Here is a 16,403-nt window from a genome sequence, read left to right as displayed (position 1 = left end):
TGTAGGGGAGCCGACATGAGCGCGCTGAAGGAAACCATTGCCGCCGTCTTCGACGAGCCGGCCTGCGCCCACAATCGCGCCAAGGACGACAAGGCGCGCAAGGCCGGCTGCAAGAAGCCCCTGGCGCCCGGGGCGGCGGCCGGCGGCTGCGCTTTCGACGGGGCCAAGATCGCCCTGCAGCCGGTCACCGACGTGGCCCATCTGGTGCATGGCCCGATCGCCTGCGAGGGCAATTCCTGGGATTCGCGCCACGTCCATTCGAGCGATTCCCTGCGCTACCGCACAGCTTTCACCACCGACCTGAACGAATTCGACGTCATCTACGGCGGCGAGAAGCGCCTCTACCGGGCCATCGAGGAGATCGTCGCCAAGTACCGGCCGCCGGCGGTGTTCGTCTACCAGACTTGCGTGCCGGCCCTGATCGGCGACGACGTCGCCGCCGTGTGCAAAGCCGCCAGCGCCCGTCTCGGCCTGCCGGTGATTCCCATCGAGGCGCCGGGCTTCGCCGGCAGCAAGAACCTGGGCAACAAGCTGGGCGGCGAGGCCCTGCTCGACCAGGTGGTGGGTACCCGGGAGCCGGAGCGCACTACAGCTACCGACATCAACGTTATCGGCGAATACAACGTGGTGGGCGAGTTCTGGCAGGTGAAGCCCCTCTTCGACGAGCTGGGCATACGCGTCCTGGCCACCTTCACCGGCGATTCCCGCTACCACGATCTGGCCTGCTCGCACCGGGCCAGGGCGGCGATCATGCTGTGCTCCCAGGCCCTCATCAACGTCGCCCGCAAGATGGAGGAGCGCTACGGCATTCCCTTCTTCGAGGGCAGCTTCTACGGCATCGGCGACACTTCCGATGCCCTGCGCCGGATTTCCCGGCTGCTGGTGGAACGGGGCGGCCCGGCGGACCTGCCGGAGCGCGCCGAGACGCTCATCGCCCGGGAGGAGGCCCGTGCCTGGGCGCGGCTAGAGCCCTTCAAGGCGCGCTTGCAGGGCAAACGGGTACTGCTGTTCACCGGCGGGGTGAAGTCCTGGTCCCTGGTGGCGGCGTTGCAAGAGGTTGGGTTGGAGATCGTCGGCACCTCGATGCGCAAGAGCACCGCCAGCGACCGGCAGAAGGTGATCGAGATCATGGGGGGCGACGCCCACGTCTTCGACGAGCTGCCGCCCCGGGAGATGTACCGCCAGCTCAAGGAGGCCCGGGCCGACGTGATGCTTTCCGGCGGCCGTTCCCAGTTCGTCGCCCTGAAGGCCAAGGTGCCTTGGGTCGAGATCAACCAGGAACGCCACCACCCCTACGCCGGCTACGACGGCATGGTGAATCTGGTGGCCCAGATCGACCGGGCCTTGCACAACCCGATCTGGGCCCAGCTGCGCCAGCCGGCACCCTGGGAGTCGGCGGACTGGCTGGATGGTTGGGGCGGGGAAGACCGCGCCGCGTCCTGTGGTCGCGGGAGTGCCGGCGCCGCTGCCGGGGAGATGCGCCATGGCTGAGATCGTCGTCAGCAAGAAAGCCTGCACCGTCAATCCGCTCAAGATGAGCGCCCCCATCGGCGCCGCCCTGGCCTTTCTCGGCATGGAGCGCAGCCTGCCCCTGGTGCATGGCGCCCAGGGCTGTACCGCCTTCGGCCTGGTGCTGTTCGTGCGCCACTTCCGCGAGACGATTCCGTTGCAGACCACGGCCATGAACGAGGTCACCACCATCCTGGGCGGCTACGACAACATCGAGCAGGCCCTGGTGAACATCCACAAGCGCGCCAACCCAGGGCTGATCGGTCTGGTGTCCACCGGCCTGACCGAGACCAAGGGCGACGACGTGGAGGGGTTTCTCAAGGACATCCGCGCCCGCCATCCGGAACTGGCCGGGATGGAGGTGGTGTTCGTGTCCGCTCCGGATTTCACCGGTACCTTCCAGGAAGGCTACGGCAAGGCGGTGGCGGCCCTGGCGCGGCGCTTCGCCCGGCCTTCCCGGGTGCGCCGCCCCTGGCAGGTGAACATCCTGGCCGGCAGCCATCTGTCGCCGGGGGACGTGGAGGCAATCCGGGAGCTGGTCGAATCCTTCGGCCTCACCCCGATCATGCTGCCCGACCTGTCCGGTTCCCTGGATGGGCACATTCCCGAGACCTTCCTGCCCCACACCCTGGGCGGCACGCCCCTGGAGGGTGCGCGCAGCCTGGGCGAATCGGCCGCCACCCTGGCCATCGGCGAGCACCTGCGGGAGGCCGCCGAAGCGATCGCGGCCCAGGCCGGGGTGCCCTACCAACTGTTCGACCGGCTCACCGGCCTGGCCGTCAGCGACGCCTTCGTCGCTGCTCTGGCCCGCATTGCCGATTGCGATCCGCCGGCCAGGGTGCAGCGCGAGCGCAGCCAGTTGCAGGACGCCATGCTCGATGGCCATTTCCATTTTTCCGGCACCCGCATCGCCCTGGCCGCCGAGCCGGACCTGCTGACGGGCCTGGCCCACCTGTTCGCCGAACTGGGCGCCGAGATCCACGCCGCCGTCGCCCCGGCGCCGACGCCCGGCCTGGCGACGCTGCCCTGCGCCACGGTGACCGTCGGCGACCTGGAGGATTTCGAGCATCTGGCCGCCACGCCGTCCCCCGATGCCTGGGGCGACGAGCGCACCGCCGAGCTGCTGGTCTGCCATTCCCACGGCCGCCAGGCTGCCGCCCGCCTGGGCCTGCCCCTGTACCGGGTCGGCCTGCCGGTGTTCGATCGCCTCGGCGCCGCCCAGCGGGTCAGCGTGCTGTATCGCGGCACCCGCCAGGTGATCTTCGACGTGGCCAACCTGATCCTGGAGGCTCGGGAACATGACGCCCATGACCCTTCTGCCACCGCGCACTCCACACCCGCCGCCACGGCGGCCCGCCCCGGTCGCGCCGCCGCCGTTCCGGGCGGGGCCCTGCCCGGCGGGCCTGCCACCGGGCAAGGCCCCACCGGCGCGCCCGCCGCGGCGGTTGTCGCTGGTGCCTGACCCTTCCCCCGCCACCTCTCCTTCGCCCCGAGGACGCTGCGCCATGAAAGTCGCCTTCACCACCCAGGACCTGACCCGGGTCGACGCCCACTTCGGCTGGGCCCGCCACATCGCCATCTACGAGGTGGGCAGCGATTCCGCCGCTCTGGCCGAGGTTGTCCAGTTCGACGGCGACCTCAAGGAGGACGGCAGCGAGGACAAACTTACCCCCAAGCTCGATGCCCTGGCCGGCTGCGCCATCGTCTATGTGGCTGCCATCGGCGGCTCGGCCGCAGCCCGGGTGGTCAACTCGCGCATCCACCCGGTCAAAGTGGCGGAAGGCACGCCCATCGCCGAGCTGATCGCCAAGCTCCAGGCGGTGATGCGGGGCACCCCGCCTCCCTGGCTGCGCAAGGTAATGCGCGACGCCGCCGGGGACGGCGCGCCCCGGGAGTTCGACCCGGATTCCGCCTACGTCTGATTTCCCAGGATGCCCGCCATGACCGCCACCACCGCCATCCCCCTGGCCAGCCGCGAGGACGCTCCGGCCCTGATCGCCGCCTCCCCCTTCCTCGCCGAACTGGTCAAGCAATTGCGCGCCCAGGACAGCTACGGCCACTGGGAGGGCAAGAGCGATGCCGAAATCCTCGCTCCCTACCTGGTCGATCCCAAGAGCCTGCCCATGATCGACGACCCGGACCCGGACGTGCTGTGGCGCCTGGAGTTGTTCTACAACGCCGCCGGATTGGCGGTGGAGCGGGCTACGGGGGTGATGTGCGCGCCCATGGTGAAGATGCACCACGAGGGCTTCGGTCGGGTGGTGCTGATCGCCGGCCGGCTGGTGGCCTTCAACAAGTACCACCGGGACGTGCACCGCTTCGGCGCGCCCTCCCTCGCCAAACTGGCCGCCCAGGGCGACAAGGTGGTGGATGAGGCGGTGGCCCTGATCGGCCGTTTCAACGCCGCCGCCACCTATGGTTGAGATGGCTGAGGAGAATCCGATGAGCGCCCCTTCCGTGAGCCCCGACGAGTTACGCGCCCAGATCAAGAAGCTGTCGGCCCAGGCCACCACCTGGAAGATGAACTTGCACGACCTGTCCGAGGAACTGCCGGTGAATTGGGAGGCCATCCCCGAGGTGGCGCGCCAGACCTTCGCCGCCTATGCCGCCCTGACCGAGGCGCGCAGGCGCCTGGCTGAGCTGGGTTGAGCTGAACTGAGCACCGCCCGTGCCGCCGCCGTTGCCCAGCCCATCCTCCTGCCGGGCCAAGCACCGGGGGTTTTTCCCGTTAGCGCAAGGAACATGACATGACCGACTTCACCGTGGTGCTGCCTTCCGGCGTGCACTGGACCCCTCGCTTCGTGCAGGGCATCGACGAGGAAAAATGCATCGGCTGCGGCCGCTGCTTCAAGACCTGCGGCCGCGACGTGCTCGAACTCAAGGGGCTCGACGACGACGGCGCTTACGTGGATTTGGAGGGCGACGATGACGACGAATACGAGAAAAAGGTGATGACCGTCGCCCACCCGGAAAACTGCGTCGGCTGTGAGGCCTGCGCCCGCAACTGTTCCAAGAAATGCATCGGCCACGCCGCCGTGGCGGCGTGATTCCCGGCGGGGAGGGGCCCTTCGTTTCACACGACCCGGCCTGAACCCCGCGCCAGACAAGGAGTTTGAGCCATGGGTGCCCGAGAACCGCATGTAGCCCCGACCTTGCGGGATGGGCCGGCAAAGTCCGCGCCCCGCCTGGAGTTCCAGGCCGCCCCTGGGGCATTACCGCCGCACCCGCCGGCCTTTCCGACGGACGTTGCCGCCATCCTGGCCTGCCTCGATCTGTCGGCCCTGCCGACCCGGGACGCGGCGCGGGGCGACGAATACGACGATCTGGCGGCCCTGCTGCTCGCCCACGCCGCGCCCAGCGCCGACACCGCCGAGGCCTACGCCCGGCGCGCCCTGGCCGCCGCCGTGGCGCGGGGCTGCCTGGGCGGCAACCACCTCTGGCAGGACCTGGGCCTGCCCAGTCGCCAGGCCCTCTCCGACCTGCTGGCGCGCCATTTCCCGGGCCTGCACGGAGCCAACACCCAGGGCATGCGCTGGAAGAAGTTCTTTTACCTGTGCCTGTGCGAGCAGGCCGACATCCGCGCCTGCCGCGCCCCGTCCTGCGGCGTCTGCGTCAGCCATGCCGAGTGCTTCGGCAGCGAGGATGGCTCGGTGCACCGGCCCTGACGAGCGCGGATTCCGGAGGCAAAAACGAGGCGCGCTGAGAGGGCGCAAGCGGCGACGCCCTCCGGCGGAGGGCGTCGTGGGGAAAACGGAAGCAGTGGGGCGTGGGGGCGGCCCCGCCGGCTCAGACCTTCTTCAGGAAGCAGGCCTTGAGCATGAAGTTGCCCTGGTCGAGCTTACAGTCCACCTCATGGTCGCCGCCGCTCACCAGGCGGATGCTCTTCACCTTCGATCCCTGCTTGAGGACGATGGAAGAGCCTTTCACCTTGAGATCCTTGATCAGCACCACTGCGTCACCGTCGTTGAGCACGGTGCCGTTGGCATCCTTGATCACCGCATCGGCCTCTTCCTCCGCCGCCGCGCCCGCCTGGGGCCATTCGTAGCCGCAGTCGGCGCAGACGAAGTTGTCACCGTCCGGGTAGGTGTTTTCCAGGGTGCATTGGGGGCAGGGGGGCAGGGTGGACATCGGCAGAGTTTCCAGTGAGTAGGCCGGAATTATAAGCGATGGGTAGAGCCCTAATGCTATTGCCGGACAGTGCGGTAAAATATGACAAAGATATGGTTGAAAATGCCCGTGAGTCGATCCAAAGAGGCATAAGAACACCTGGCAGAGCGTTCGCAGGTATGGCAATTCAATTGGCCAGGGGGTGGCGAAGTATCAAATCCTGGTGCTCTTCAAGGGGGAAGCATGATCATTTGGGGTTCTGGCGGAAATAGCGCTGATCTGGGGCAAGTTGAGCTCAGACATTGTGAGACGTGTGAGAAAGAGCGGCCGTTTAAGCTATTTCTCAACTATCGGTATGCGCACCTTTATTACCTGCGTTGGGTTACCGACAAGAAATATCATCTGGCATGCGATGTCTGTCGTCGGGGATGGGAGTTGAGGGCTGCTGATGTCGAAGCCAAGCTGGAAAAAAATCCAATTCCTGTAATGACGCGATATGGCTGGACCATCCTGTTGGGTATCGTGGCCTTTGTCGTTCTCTTGGCTAATATGCGTTAGCCAGCATTTCACCAGCCACATAAACGGAAAACGCCGCTTGCAGCGGCGTTTTCCGTTCTAAGGGGTTTGCGGCGCTTACGCCGGCACCCCCAGGATCACATGACTGGCCTTGAACAGGGCGGTGGCGGCCACACCTTCCTTGAGGCCCAGGTCGGCCACGGCGTCGTTGGTGACCACGGCGTGGACCTCGCTGCCGCCGGGCAGGGCGATCACCACGTCGCTGTTGACCGCGCCCTTGATCAGCTGGCGGATGGTGCCGGCCAGGCGGTTGCGGGCGGACAGCTTGATGCCCCCCTCCTCGGTCAGAATCATCACCCAGGGCGCCTTGACCAGGGCGATGGCCGGTTTGCCCACGGCCAATTCCAGGCTGCGGGCGCTGGCTTGGGTGACCACGGCGACGATGATGTCGCCGCCGGCGGTGGTCAGCTCCACCTCGGTGTTGATGGCGCCTTCGCGGACGGCGCTGACGGTTCCGGCAAAACGGTTGCGGGCACTGGCTTTCATGGCATTTTCCTTGGGGCGGGCGCAATGACGTTGAGATGGTAAAAGCAGAGCGCCGGCGTTATAGCCTGGGTTAGACGGCGAAATGGCGGGGCCGGCGCGGGGGTGATGGCAGCCAGTCTAGGGAGCAGCGTTGTTTAAAAACAACCATACCGGCCCGCACCAACTGGGTGCCGAAGGGGCGGCGGCATGACGAAAAGGTCCGGAATCGGTCAGTTTTTGGGGTTTGTTATATAGTCGCGTATATAACAACCGTAACGAGGTGTCGCCGATGACCCACCCCCATCCCAAGCTGGTCGGCAAGCTGGCCCTGGAAACCGAGTTCGGGCCCTTCCTCGGGGACACCCGCATCCGCCTGCTGGAGGCCATCGAGCGCCACGGCTCGATCTCCCAGGCGGCCAAGGCGGTGCCCCTGTCGTACAAGGCGGCCTGGGACGCGGTAGATGCCATGAACAACCTGGCCGACGAGGCCCTGGTTACCCGCACCACCGGCGGCCGCCATGGCGGCGGTACCCAGCTCACCGACTACGGACGCAAGATCGTCGCCCTGTACCGGGCGGTGGAGCAGGAATACCAGGACGCCCTGGACCGGCTGGCGGCGCGCATGGAGGAGGTGGAAGCCGGCGACGTGCATAAGTTCCAGACCTTGCTCAGGCGCATGTCGATGAAGACCAGCGCGCGCAACCAGTTCGTCGGCAAAGTGGTGGGCCTGCGCGAGGGCGAGGTGGATTTCGAGGTGCGCCTGCGCCTGGACGAGACCAACGAGCTGGTGGCGGTGATCACCCGGGAGTCGGCGGAAAACCTGGAGCTGGCCATCGGCAAGGAGGTGTTCGCCTTCGTCAAGTCGTCGTCCCTGCTGCTGCTCACCGACCCCAACGTGCGCACCACGGCGCGCAACCAGCTGTGGGGCGAGGTCAGCCACATCCACGACGGCCCGGTGAATGCCGAGGTGGGCCTGACCCTGCCCGGCGGCAAGACCGTCACCGCCGTGGTCACCCGGGACAGCGTGGCCAACCTGGGCCTGAGCCTGGGCTCCACCGCCTGCGCCGTGTTCAAGGCCTCCGCCGTGATCCTGGCGGTGTACGCCTGACGCCGCCCGCCCTTTCCCCTTCCCGCTCGAACCCTCGCAAGGAGCCCGTCATGAGAGCCCGTTTCCCCTTCCGCACCGCCCTGGCCGCCGCCTGCCTGCTGGCCGGCAGCGCCGCCGCCCTGGCCGATGAGGTCAGCGTGGCGGTGGCCGCCAACTTCACCGCGCCGATGCAGAAGATCGCCGCCCAGTTCGAGAAGGACACCGGCCACAAGGCGCTGCTGTCCTTTGGCGCCACCGGCAAGTTCTACGCCCAGATCAAGAACGGCGCCCCCTTCGAGGTCTTCCTCGCTGCCGACGACGAGACCCCGGCGCGGCTGGAGAAGGAAGGCGGCATCGTCGCCGGCAGCCGCTTCACCTACGCCATCGGCAAGCTGGTGCTGTGGAGCGCCAAGCCGGCTATCGTCGATGGCCAGGGCGAGGTGCTGAAGAAGGGCGGCTTCGACCACCTGTCGATCGCCAACCCCAAGCTCGCCCCCTACGGCGCCGCCGCCGTCGAGACCATGAAGGCCCTGGGCGCCTACGACGCCTTGGCGCCCAAGCTGGTCCAGGCCGAGAACATCGGCCAGGCCTACCAGTTCGCCGCCAGCGGCAACGCCCTGCTCGGCTTCGTCGCCCTGGCCCAGGTGGTGGACGAAACCGGCAAGCTCAAGGGCGGCTCGATGTGGGTGGTGCCGCCCAAGCTGTACTCCCCGATCCGCCAGGATGCGGTGATCCTGGCCAAGGGCCAGGGCAAGGCCGCCGCCGCGGCCCTGGTGAAGTACTTGCAGGGCGACAAGGCCCGGGCCGTGATCCGCGGTTACGGCTACGACCTGTAAGGCGCCCGGGACATAACCACGCACCGCCCTAACCCGCCATGACCTTCAGCCCCGACGACTGGGCGGCGATCCGCCTCACCCTGGAACTGGCCGCCACCACCACCGCCGTGCTGCTCCTGCTCGGCACCCCGGTGGCCTGGTGGCTGGCCCGCACCCCGTCGCGGCTCAAGGCCGTGGTCGGTGCCGTGGTGTCCCTGCCCCTGGTGCTGCCGCCCACGGTGCTCGGCTTCTACCTGCTGGTGCTGCTCGGCCCCAACGGGGTCGGCGGCCAGCTCACCCAGGCCCTGGGCCTGGGGCTGCTGCCCTTCTCCTTCCCCGGCCTGGTGGTGGCCTCGGTGCTGTATTCCACGCCGTTCGTGGTGCAACCGTTGCAACAGGCCTTCGAGGCCATCGGCACGCGTCCCCTGGAAGTGGCCGCCACCCTGCGCGCCGGTCCCTGGGACACCTTCTTCGCCGTGGTCCTGCCCCTGGCCCGGCCGGGCTTCGTCACCGCCACCATCCTGGGCTTCGCCCATACCGTCGGCGAGTTCGGCGTGGTGCTGATGATCGGCGGCAACATCCCGGACAAGACCCGGGTGGTGTCGGTGCAGATCTACGACCACGTGGAGGCCCTGGAATACGCCCAGGCCCACTGGCTGGCCGGCGGCATGGTGGTCTTCAGCTTCCTGGTGCTGCTGGCCCTCTACGCCAGCAAGGCGCGCCGCTCCTATGTCGGCTGATCCCATGATTCTTCCCCCGGACGGCGGCGCCATCCGCGCCCGCTTCGACATCACCTACCCGGGCTTCGCCCTGACGGCGGACCTGACCTTGCCCGGCCACGGCATCACCGCCCTGTTCGGCCGCTCCGGCTCGGGCAAGACCACCCTGCTGCGCGCCATCGCCGGCCTGGAGCGCCACCCGGGCGCCTACCTGGCGGTGAACGGCGAGGTCTGGCAGGACGACGACCAGTTTCTGCCCACCCACCGGCGGCCTCTGGGCTACGTCTTCCAGGAGGCCAGCCTGTTCCCCCACCTGACCGTGCGGCGCAACCTGGAATTCGGCCAGAAGCGTGCCCGGGCCGGGGTGGGGGCGGCGGAACGGCGTGCCGACCTGGAACAGAGCGCCGAACTGCTCGGCATCGCCCCCCTGCTCGACCGCCTGCCCGACCGGCTGTCCGGCGGCGAGCGGCAGCGGGCGGCCATCGCCCGGGCCCTGCTCACCCGGCCGCGCCTGCTGCTCATGGACGAGCCCCTGGCGGCCCTGGACTTCCAGCGCAAGGCAGAAATCCTGCCCTACCTGGAGCGGCTGCACGACGAACTGGAGATTCCGGTGCTCTACGTCAGCCACTCCCCGGACGAGGTGGCGCGCCTGGCCGACCACCTGGTGCTGCTCCAGGACGGCAAGGTGGCGGCCAGCGGCCCCCTGCGCGACACCCTGGCCCGCCTCGACCTGCCCACCGCCTTCGCCGACGACGCCGGGGTGGTGATCGAAGGCACGGCGGCGGAGTTCGACGCCGCTTACCACCTGCTGCGCCTCGACTTCCCCGGCGGCAGCGTCCACGTCGCCCACGGCGAGGTGCCCCCCGGCCGCCGCCTGCGCTTCCAGGTGCGGGCCCGGGACGTGAGCCTGAGCCTGTCGGCGGAGCGGGACTCGTCGATCCTCAACCGCCTGCTCGCCACGGTCACCGCCGTGGCCGACGCCGACACCCCGGCCCACGTGCTGGTGCGCCTCGATGCCGGCGGCACGCCGCTGCTGGCGCGCATCACCCGCCGCTCCCGGGACCAGCTCGGCCTGACCCCGGGCAAGCCGGTGTGGGTGCAGATCAAGGCGGTGGCCCTGCTCGCCTGAGGATCGGGCGCTGATCGAGGGGGGCGAGGGGCCGCTGTCTGGCTGGCCCGGATATTTCCGCCAATGTCGAGTCCGCGGCGCGGTTGCGACTATCGTCGTGTCGTATTGAATACAGCGCTCCCCTTTTGTCCAAGCGGCGCAATGTCGCGGTTTTGATCCATTCGGACACCCTTCTGCCGGTTTCAGGTCAGGTTTTTGACCTATCCGTAATTCGACGTATATGTTGATATACAGCGTACTGCCATAATCATGGGGGGCGCCGTCAGCTAATTGAGCTTTGACGGGTTTGTCCTGCGCGATTCGCTATATATATTTTTATATACCGATGACGGCAACGTGAGCCGTGCTGCCACCGTTTGAGAACAGAACAAAAGGGGAATTCCATGAAAAAGACCATCATCGCCGCTCTGATCGCCCAGGGCTGCGCCGGTGCCGCCTGGGCCGGGGACGAGGGCGTGTTCTCCCTCGGGGAGATTCGCGTCACCGCCGCGCCCATGAGCCAGGTGGCTCCTGGTAGCGCCAGCATCGATGCGGCCGAGATCCGCGAGCACGACAAGGTCACCGTGGGCGACGCCCTGGAAATGGCCCCCGGCGTGAACCTGAGCAAGGTCGGGGCGCGTAACGAGCAGATGGTCTATGTGCGCGGCTTCGACCTGCGCCAGGTGCCGGTCTATATCGACGGCATCCCGGTGTACGTACCCTACGACGGCTACGTGGACCTGGGCCGCTTCACCACCTTCGACCTGTCCCGTATCGACGTGGCCAAGGGCTTCAGCTCCATGATCTACGGCGCCAACACCCTGGGCGGGGCGATCAATCTGGTCAGCCGCCGGCCCACCAAGGCCTTCGAGGGAGAGGTCGGCGGCGGCGCCACCTTCACTAGCCGGGGCGAGCACAATGGGACCCAGGGCTACGCTAACGTGGGGTCGCGGCAGAAGGACTGGTACGTGCAGGCCGGCCTGTCCTGGGTGAACGAGGACTACTTCCGCCTGCCCGGCGGTTTTTCCCGCACCCCGGGCGAGGACGGCGGCAAGCGCGACAACAGCCGCCACGAGGACACCAAGGGCAGCCTGAAGCTGGCCTACACCCCCAACGCCACCGACGAGTACGCCATCAGCTTCGTCTCCCAGCACGGGGTCAAGGACGTGCCGCCCTATGCCGGCACCGCGCCCGGGGTCACGCCGCGCTACTGGAAGTGGCCGGCCTGGGACAAGGAGGCGGTGTACTTTCTTTCCAACACCCGCATCGGCGCCCATACCCTGCGCGTCAGGGCGTACCACGATTCCTTCGAGAACTCCCTGAGCGCCTACGACGACGCCACCTACACGGTCCAGAAGAAAAAATCGTCGTTCAACAGCTGGTACAGCGACTACACCAACGGCGCCGGCATCGAGGGCGACTTCGTGCTGGGCAGCGCCAACCTGCTCAAGGCCGCCTACAACATCAAGCAGGACATCCACCGCGAGCACAATGCCGGCGAGCCCTGGCGCCTGTTCAAGGACCTGACCCAGTCCCTGGCCCTGGAGGATACCCACACCTTCTCCAACCGCCTGTCCCTGGTCACCGGCCTGTCCTACGACCGTCGCCAGACCCAGGAGGCCCAGGACTACAACGCCACCACCAAGGTGGTCAGCGATTTCGCCCGGGACAGCGGCTTCGCCTTCAACGGCCAGGCCGGGCTGTTCTACAAGCTCGGCGAGACCGCCAAGCTGCACGCCACCGTGGCGCGCAAGAGCCGCTTCCCGACCATCAAGGACCGCTACTCCTACCGCATGGGATCGGCGATCCCCAATGCCGGCCTGGAGATGGAAAAGGCCAACCACTACGAGGTGGGGTATTCCCAGCTGCTCGGCGGGCGCCACCTGTTCGAGGCCAATGTCTTCCACAGCGACATCACCAACCTGATCCAGTCGGTGCGCATTGCGCCCACCGTTTGCAGCACCCCGCCTTGCAGCCAGATGCAGAACGTGGGCAAGGCCACCGCCAACGGTATCGAACTGGGGTTGCGCGGCGATCTGGCCAGTCTCGACTACACCGCCAACTACACCTACCTGAACCGGGAAAACCGTTCCGACCCGAACGTCCGGCTGACCGACACCCCTCGTCACAAGCTCTTTGCCGGCGCCACCTGGCGTATCGCCGGCGGCTGGAGCAGCACCGCCAGCGTCGAGGCCATGTCGTCGCGCTACTCCTCCACCGATGGCCTGCAACGGGCCAGCGGTTTTGCCGTGGCCAACCTCAAGGGCGGCTACCGCTTCGCCGGCGGCACCCGCATCGAAGCCGGCGTGCGCAACCTGTTCGACCGGCTCTATGCCTACACCGAAGGGTTCCCCGAGCCGGGCCGCACCTGGTTCGTCCAGTTCAACGCGCCGCTCTGATGCAAAGGTCCGCCATGTCCGCCCGCTCTATCCCCTTGGTGTTCCCCTGCGCCACCCGGCGCCGCCTGCTCCACGGCCTGGCCGCCGGTGCCTGCGCCGTCCTGGCCGCCCCCTTGCGCGCGGCGCCCCAGCCGGTGGTGGTGCTCACCAGCTATCCTGACGAAGTGGTCTCGCGCATCGAGGCCGCCTTCGAGAAGGCCCATCCCGGGCAGCGTTTGCAAGTGGTGTGGCGTATGCCGCACGACGCCTTGCCCTACCTGCGCCAGCCCGGCCAGGGCGGGGTGGATGTGTACTGGACCGCCTCGCCGCGCAACTTCGCCACCCTCAAGGCCGAAGGGGCCTGGCGCTCCCTGGATGGCCTGGGGGTGGATCGGCATGGCCTGCCCCCGGTGCTCGGCAACACCCCCCTGTCCGACCCGGACGGCCAGTACCTGGCCACCGAGATGGCCGGCTATGGTTTCGCCGTGAACCCGGGGGTGTTGGCCCGGCGCGGCGTCCCCCTGCCCGGCGACTGGGAGGATCTGGCCGACCCGCGCCTGGCCGGCGCCCTGGCCCTGCCCATTCCGGCCCGGGTCGGCTTCGCCCCGGTGATGGTCGAGATCGTCCTCCAGGCCTACGGCTGGGAACGGGGCTGGGCCCTGTGGAGCGAGATCGCCGGCAACGCTGTGCTGATCGACCGGGGGTCCACCTTCGTCGCCGACGAGGTGGCCGCCGGCCGGGTGGCGGTGGGCCTGTCCATCGACTTCTTCGTTGCCGCCGCGGTGGCCAACGGGGCGCCGGTCCGTTTCCTCTATCCGCGCCACGGCGGCGTCAATCCAGGCCAGGTGGCGGTCACCGCCGGGGCGCCCAACCCGGCCGGGGCCAAGGCCTTCGTCGAGTTCGTCCTGTCCCCGGCCGGCCAGGCGATCCTGGCCGACCCGGACATCCGCAAGCTGCCGGTGCGCCCGGCGGTGTACGCCAGTCTGCCGGCAGGCTATCCCAACCTGTTCGAGCTGGCTGCCGCCGGCGGCTACGGCTTCGACGGACGCCTCGCCCAGCCGCGCCTGGGGCTCACCGCCGCGCTCTTCCAGCAGCAACTGGTGGCGCCTCACGCCGAGGTGGGGGCCCTGTGGCGGCGGGTCCATGCCGCCGAGGCGCGCCAGCCTGCCGGAGCGGCCGCCCAGGCCGTGGCCGAAGCGCGCCGGGCGTTGGCCGCGCCGCTGGCGAGCGAGGCCGAAGCGGCCGACGAAGCCCTGCGCCGCCGCTTCCGCAGCCGGGTCGAAGGGGCGGACGCCACCGCCCTGGAGGACGTGGAGGAGCAGTGGCGCCGCCGGGCCGTCGCCCGCCGCGCCGAGGCGGCCCGTCTGTTGGCGGAGGCCGGGGCATGACCCGGCACCCCCGGCGCAACTTGCGCGGCGCGGTGGCGCTCCTCGCCGCCGCCCTGGCCACCCTGGGGGCGGCTGGCGTCCATCGCCTGGCCGGTGCGGCGGCCGCCGGCGACGACGGCCCCTACACCACCGCCGAAGCTACCCGGGAGGCCTACGGCCGGCCCTTCGCCACCCTGGACGAGGCCGGGCGGCCGGCGTTCTTCCGTGGCCGCAGCCTGTTCCGCCAGAGTTGGGTGGTGGCTCCCGCCCAGGATGCCGAGGTGGACGGCCTGGGGCCGCTCTACAACCGGCTGGCCTGCCTGTCGTGCCACCCCAAGAACGGCAGGGGCCAGGCCCCGGCGGGGCCGGACGAGCGCATGCAGTCGATGCTGGTGCGCCTGTCGCTCCCCGGCGTGGGCCCCCACGGCGGCCCCAGGCACCATCCGGCCTATGGCGACCAGCTCAACGAGGAAGGCATCCCCGGGGTGCCCGGCGAGGGCCGGGCCGCGGTGCACTGGGAAGAGGAGACGGTCACCCTGGGCGACGGCGAGGCGGTGCGCCTGCGCCGGCCGCGTCTGGAGTTCCGCGACCTGGCCTACGGTCCCCTGGACGGGACGCTCGTTTCACCCCGGGTCGGCCAGGCGGTGTTCGGCCTGGGCCTGCTCGACGCGGTGCCGGATCGGGAACTGGTGCGCATGGCCCGGGAAGCCAAGCCCGACGGCGTGGGCGGCCGGGTCAACCGGGTGTGGGACGCCGCCGGCCGGCGCACCGTGGCCGGCCGCTTCGGCTGGAAGGCCAACATGCCCAGCTTGCGCCAGCAGATCGCCGGAGCCATGGCCGGGGACCTGGGTATCACCTCGCCCCTGTTCCCCGCCGCCAACTGCACGCCGGTCCAGACCGCCTGCCGGGCCGCGCCCAACGGCGGCACGCCGGAACTGAGCGGCGCCCAGCTCGATGCCATCGAAACCTACCTGGCCCGCCTCGCCGCGCCCCGGCCCCGCCCCCGGGAAGGGGCCGAGCGGGGGGCCGCCCTGTTTGCCGCGGCCGGTTGCCCAGCGTGCCACCGGCCGCGCCTGACGACGGGAGCGACGGCGGCCGGGGCGCGTCACGGCATTCCCGCCGGAACGGCCTTCGCGCCTTATACCGACCTGCTTGTGCACGACATGGGGGATGGGTTGGCCGATGACCGTCCCGACTTCGCGGCCGGCGGCCGGGAATGGCGCACCGCCCCCCTGTGGGGCCTGGGGCTGCAGGCCCTGGTGAACGGCCACACCTACCTGCTGCACGACGGCCGGGCGCGGGACGCCACCGAGGCCATCCTGTGGCACGGCGGCGAGGCCCGCATCGCCCGGGACCGCTTCGCTGCCATGGCCCGGGCCGACCGGGCCGCCCTGCTGGCCTTCCTCGACAGCCTGTAGACGAGGGGCCGTGGTGGCTTGGCCTCAGGCCACCACGCCGATCAGCACCGACGATGGGCGGAAGGCCACGGTGACCGTCTGGCCCGGCGCGAAGGGGGCGGCCAGCTCGGGGCCGGCGTTGGCCACGGCGGTAAGGCCCGAGCCCAGGTCCACCACGATCTCGCGGCGACCCCCTTCCTGGCGCAGGCGCCGCACCGTCCCGTCGAGCCGGTTGTGGTCGGCGTAGGCGCTGCCTTCTCCACCGCCCAGCACCAGCACCGCCGAGGCCTTCACCAGGGCCACCACCTCGCTGCCCACGGCCAACCCCAGGGAAAGGGTGCTGTCCGGGGTGAGGCTCGCGCAGAGCCGTTGGTTGCCCGGCAGCTCCAGGTGGATCTGGTCGATCAAGGAGCCGTGTTGAATGGCAGCCACGCGGCCGCAAAACTGGTTGCGGGCGCTGGTGCGCACCGCCACCCGGTCGAGCAGTCGGGCATCGGCGTCGAAGTGGCCGCCGCAGCGTTCGCGCAGCCGGCTCCGCTCTTCTTCCAGGACCACCAGGGCCACCGCCAGGCGGCGTCCCCGGGGGGTGAGGCGCAGGGCGCAGCCCACCTCGGCCACCAGCCATTCGGCCAGGCATTCGCCGGCCAAGTTGTTCATCTCTTCAACTGCCTGGCGGGCGGCATCGGTTTCCTCGGGGGGGACCGGCAGCACTTCACGGGCGACGGCCCGCTCCAGCCATGCCAGGCGCGCGTTGGGACGGACCGGGCGGTTGGCGGCTCGGGCCGCCGGGGCGGGCATGGGCCGGGGAGGCAAGGTCTTGGCGGTCATGGTGATTCCTTCAATGGTTGGTTATAGCTCTTCATATACAACGATCG

Annotated in this window: 17 protein-coding genes; 14 read left to right on the top strand and 3 right to left on the bottom strand. The window is 69.1% G+C overall.

From position 1 onward, the window contains the following. Nucleotides 1–15: 15 nt before the first annotated feature. From nifE to V7Z98_RS03880, 7 genes are all read left to right on the top strand, one after another. On the top strand, nucleotides 16–1,491 hold the full coding sequence (gene nifE / locus V7Z98_RS03910; protein WP_334157064.1) for a nitrogenase iron-molybdenum cofactor biosynthesis protein NifE: 1,476 nt from the start codon (nucleotides 16–18) through the stop codon (nucleotides 1,489–1,491). Beyond that, nucleotides 1,484–2,971, top strand: a complete 1,488-nt coding sequence (nifN, locus tag V7Z98_RS03905; protein ID WP_334157063.1) for a nitrogenase iron-molybdenum cofactor biosynthesis protein NifN — start codon at nucleotides 1,484–1,486, stop codon at nucleotides 2,969–2,971. Before nifE ends, nifN begins: the two co-directional genes overlap by 8 nt. A 43-nt stretch (nucleotides 2,972–3,014) precedes the next feature. Next, complete coding sequence (gene nifX, locus V7Z98_RS03900) at nucleotides 3,015–3,431, top strand: nitrogen fixation protein NifX (RefSeq protein WP_293263310.1); 417 nt, start codon at nucleotides 3,015–3,017, stop codon at nucleotides 3,429–3,431. Between the two features lie 18 nt (nucleotides 3,432–3,449). After that, nucleotides 3,450–3,932: a NifX-associated nitrogen fixation protein gene (locus tag V7Z98_RS03895; RefSeq protein WP_293263308.1), complete on the top strand. Its 483-nt coding sequence runs from the start codon at nucleotides 3,450–3,452 to the stop codon at nucleotides 3,930–3,932. 19 nt (nucleotides 3,933–3,951) lie between these two features. Next, nucleotides 3,952–4,158 carry a CCE_0567 family metalloprotein gene (locus tag V7Z98_RS03890; protein ID WP_293263306.1) on the top strand — a complete coding sequence of 69 codons (207 nt, stop codon included), beginning with the start codon at nucleotides 3,952–3,954 and terminating at the stop codon, nucleotides 4,156–4,158. A gap of 98 nt (nucleotides 4,159–4,256) precedes the next feature. Then, the gene (gene fdxB, locus V7Z98_RS03885) at nucleotides 4,257–4,556 is read left to right on the top strand and encodes a ferredoxin III, nif-specific (protein WP_334157062.1); all 300 of its coding nucleotides are present in this window, start codon (nucleotides 4,257–4,259) and stop codon (nucleotides 4,554–4,556) included. 72 nt (nucleotides 4,557–4,628) lie between these two features. After that, nucleotides 4,629–5,174, top strand: a complete 546-nt coding sequence (locus V7Z98_RS03880) for a nitrogen fixation protein NifQ (RefSeq protein ID WP_334157061.1) — start codon at nucleotides 4,629–4,631, stop codon at nucleotides 5,172–5,174. Between the two features lie 121 nt (nucleotides 5,175–5,295). Here the strand turns inward: V7Z98_RS03880 and V7Z98_RS03875 are convergent, their stop codons facing one another. Together V7Z98_RS03875 and V7Z98_RS03870 are read right to left on the bottom strand one after the other, a co-directional pair. After that, a complete protein-coding gene (locus V7Z98_RS03875) occupies nucleotides 5,296–5,637 on the bottom strand; it encodes a zinc ribbon domain-containing protein YjdM (RefSeq protein ID WP_334157060.1) in 342 nt (113 codons plus the stop codon). Between the two features lie 612 nt (nucleotides 5,638–6,249). Further along, a complete protein-coding gene (locus V7Z98_RS03870; protein ID WP_334157059.1) occupies nucleotides 6,250–6,678 on the bottom strand; it encodes a TOBE domain-containing protein in 429 nt (142 codons plus the stop codon). A 268-nt stretch (nucleotides 6,679–6,946) separates the two neighbouring features. Between V7Z98_RS03870 and V7Z98_RS03865 the strand changes: the two genes are divergently transcribed. From V7Z98_RS03865 to V7Z98_RS03835, 7 genes are all read left to right on the top strand, one after another. Beyond that, nucleotides 6,947–7,765: a TOBE domain-containing protein gene (locus V7Z98_RS03865; protein ID WP_293263294.1), complete on the top strand. Its 819-nt coding sequence runs from the start codon at nucleotides 6,947–6,949 to the stop codon at nucleotides 7,763–7,765. Between the two features lie 50 nt (nucleotides 7,766–7,815). Further along, nucleotides 7,816–8,580, top strand: a complete 765-nt coding sequence (modA, locus tag V7Z98_RS03860; RefSeq protein WP_334157058.1) for a molybdate ABC transporter substrate-binding protein — start codon at nucleotides 7,816–7,818, stop codon at nucleotides 8,578–8,580. A 38-nt stretch (nucleotides 8,581–8,618) separates the two neighbouring features. Then, nucleotides 8,619–9,299, top strand: coding sequence for a molybdate ABC transporter permease subunit (modB, locus tag V7Z98_RS03855; protein ID WP_334157057.1), 681 nt, complete (start codon nucleotides 8,619–8,621; stop codon nucleotides 9,297–9,299). A 4-nt stretch (nucleotides 9,300–9,303) separates the two neighbouring features. Then, nucleotides 9,304–10,407, top strand: a complete 1,104-nt coding sequence (modC, locus tag V7Z98_RS03850; RefSeq protein WP_334157056.1) for a molybdenum ABC transporter ATP-binding protein — start codon at nucleotides 9,304–9,306, stop codon at nucleotides 10,405–10,407. Between the two features lie 383 nt (nucleotides 10,408–10,790). Beyond that, complete coding sequence (locus tag V7Z98_RS03845) at nucleotides 10,791–12,785, top strand: TonB-dependent receptor plug domain-containing protein (protein ID WP_334157055.1); 1,995 nt, start codon at nucleotides 10,791–10,793, stop codon at nucleotides 12,783–12,785. 14 nt (nucleotides 12,786–12,799) lie between these two features. Continuing rightward, complete coding sequence (locus tag V7Z98_RS03840; RefSeq protein WP_334157054.1) at nucleotides 12,800–14,152, top strand: ABC transporter substrate-binding protein; 1,353 nt, start codon at nucleotides 12,800–12,802, stop codon at nucleotides 14,150–14,152. After that, nucleotides 14,149–15,549 (top strand): di-heme oxidoreductase family protein, encoded by a 1,401-nt coding sequence (locus V7Z98_RS03835; RefSeq protein ID WP_334157053.1) that lies wholly within the window; start codon nucleotides 14,149–14,151, stop codon nucleotides 15,547–15,549. Before V7Z98_RS03840 ends, V7Z98_RS03835 begins: the two co-directional genes overlap by 4 nt. Nucleotides 15,550–15,573: 24 nt before the next feature. Here the strand turns inward: V7Z98_RS03835 and V7Z98_RS03830 are convergent, their stop codons facing one another. Further along, the gene (locus tag V7Z98_RS03830; protein WP_334157052.1) at nucleotides 15,574–16,356 is read right to left on the bottom strand and encodes a TOBE domain-containing protein; all 783 of its coding nucleotides are present in this window, start codon (nucleotides 16,354–16,356) and stop codon (nucleotides 15,574–15,576) included. Between the last annotated feature and the right edge of the window lie 47 nt (nucleotides 16,357–16,403).

It is taken from the genome of Oryzomicrobium sp. (genome assembly GCF_036820405.1).
Taxonomy (GTDB): Bacteria; Pseudomonadota; Gammaproteobacteria; order Burkholderiales; family Rhodocyclaceae; genus Oryzomicrobium.
The sequence above is the reverse complement of the archived record's forward strand: the minus strand, read 5'-3'. Positions and strand labels throughout refer to the sequence as shown.

Excerpts from the sequence above, each read along its gene's own strand:
- nifE (WP_334157064.1), top strand. The coding sequence starts at position 16 with ATGAGCGCGCTGAAGGAAACCATTGCCGCCGTCTTCGACGAGCCGGCC.
- nifN (WP_334157063.1), top strand. The coding sequence starts at position 1,484 with ATGGCTGAGATCGTCGTCAGCAAGAAAGCCTGCACCGTCAATCCGCTC.
- nifX (WP_293263310.1), top strand. The coding sequence starts at position 3,015 with ATGAAAGTCGCCTTCACCACCCAGGACCTGACCCGGGTCGACGCCCAC.
- V7Z98_RS03895 (WP_293263308.1), top strand. The coding sequence starts at position 3,450 with ATGACCGCCACCACCGCCATCCCCCTGGCCAGCCGCGAGGACGCTCCG.
- V7Z98_RS03890 (WP_293263306.1), top strand. The coding sequence starts at position 3,952 with ATGAGCGCCCCTTCCGTGAGCCCCGACGAGTTACGCGCCCAGATCAAG.
- fdxB (WP_334157062.1), top strand. The coding sequence starts at position 4,257 with ATGACCGACTTCACCGTGGTGCTGCCTTCCGGCGTGCACTGGACCCCT.
- V7Z98_RS03880 (WP_334157061.1), top strand. The coding sequence starts at position 4,629 with ATGGGTGCCCGAGAACCGCATGTAGCCCCGACCTTGCGGGATGGGCCG.
- V7Z98_RS03875 (WP_334157060.1), bottom strand. The coding sequence starts at position 5,637 with ATGTCCACCCTGCCCCCCTGCCCCCAATGCACCCTGGAAAACACCTAC.
- V7Z98_RS03870 (WP_334157059.1), bottom strand. The coding sequence starts at position 6,678 with ATGAAAGCCAGTGCCCGCAACCGTTTTGCCGGAACCGTCAGCGCCGTC.
- V7Z98_RS03865 (WP_293263294.1), top strand. The coding sequence starts at position 6,947 with ATGACCCACCCCCATCCCAAGCTGGTCGGCAAGCTGGCCCTGGAAACC.
- modA (WP_334157058.1), top strand. The coding sequence starts at position 7,816 with ATGAGAGCCCGTTTCCCCTTCCGCACCGCCCTGGCCGCCGCCTGCCTG.
- modB (WP_334157057.1), top strand. The coding sequence starts at position 8,619 with ATGACCTTCAGCCCCGACGACTGGGCGGCGATCCGCCTCACCCTGGAA.
- modC (WP_334157056.1), top strand. The coding sequence starts at position 9,304 with ATGATTCTTCCCCCGGACGGCGGCGCCATCCGCGCCCGCTTCGACATC.
- V7Z98_RS03845 (WP_334157055.1), top strand. The coding sequence starts at position 10,791 with ATGAAAAAGACCATCATCGCCGCTCTGATCGCCCAGGGCTGCGCCGGT.
- V7Z98_RS03840 (WP_334157054.1), top strand. The coding sequence starts at position 12,800 with ATGTCCGCCCGCTCTATCCCCTTGGTGTTCCCCTGCGCCACCCGGCGC.
- V7Z98_RS03835 (WP_334157053.1), top strand. The coding sequence starts at position 14,149 with ATGACCCGGCACCCCCGGCGCAACTTGCGCGGCGCGGTGGCGCTCCTC.
- V7Z98_RS03830 (WP_334157052.1), bottom strand. The coding sequence starts at position 16,356 with ATGACCGCCAAGACCTTGCCTCCCCGGCCCATGCCCGCCCCGGCGGCC.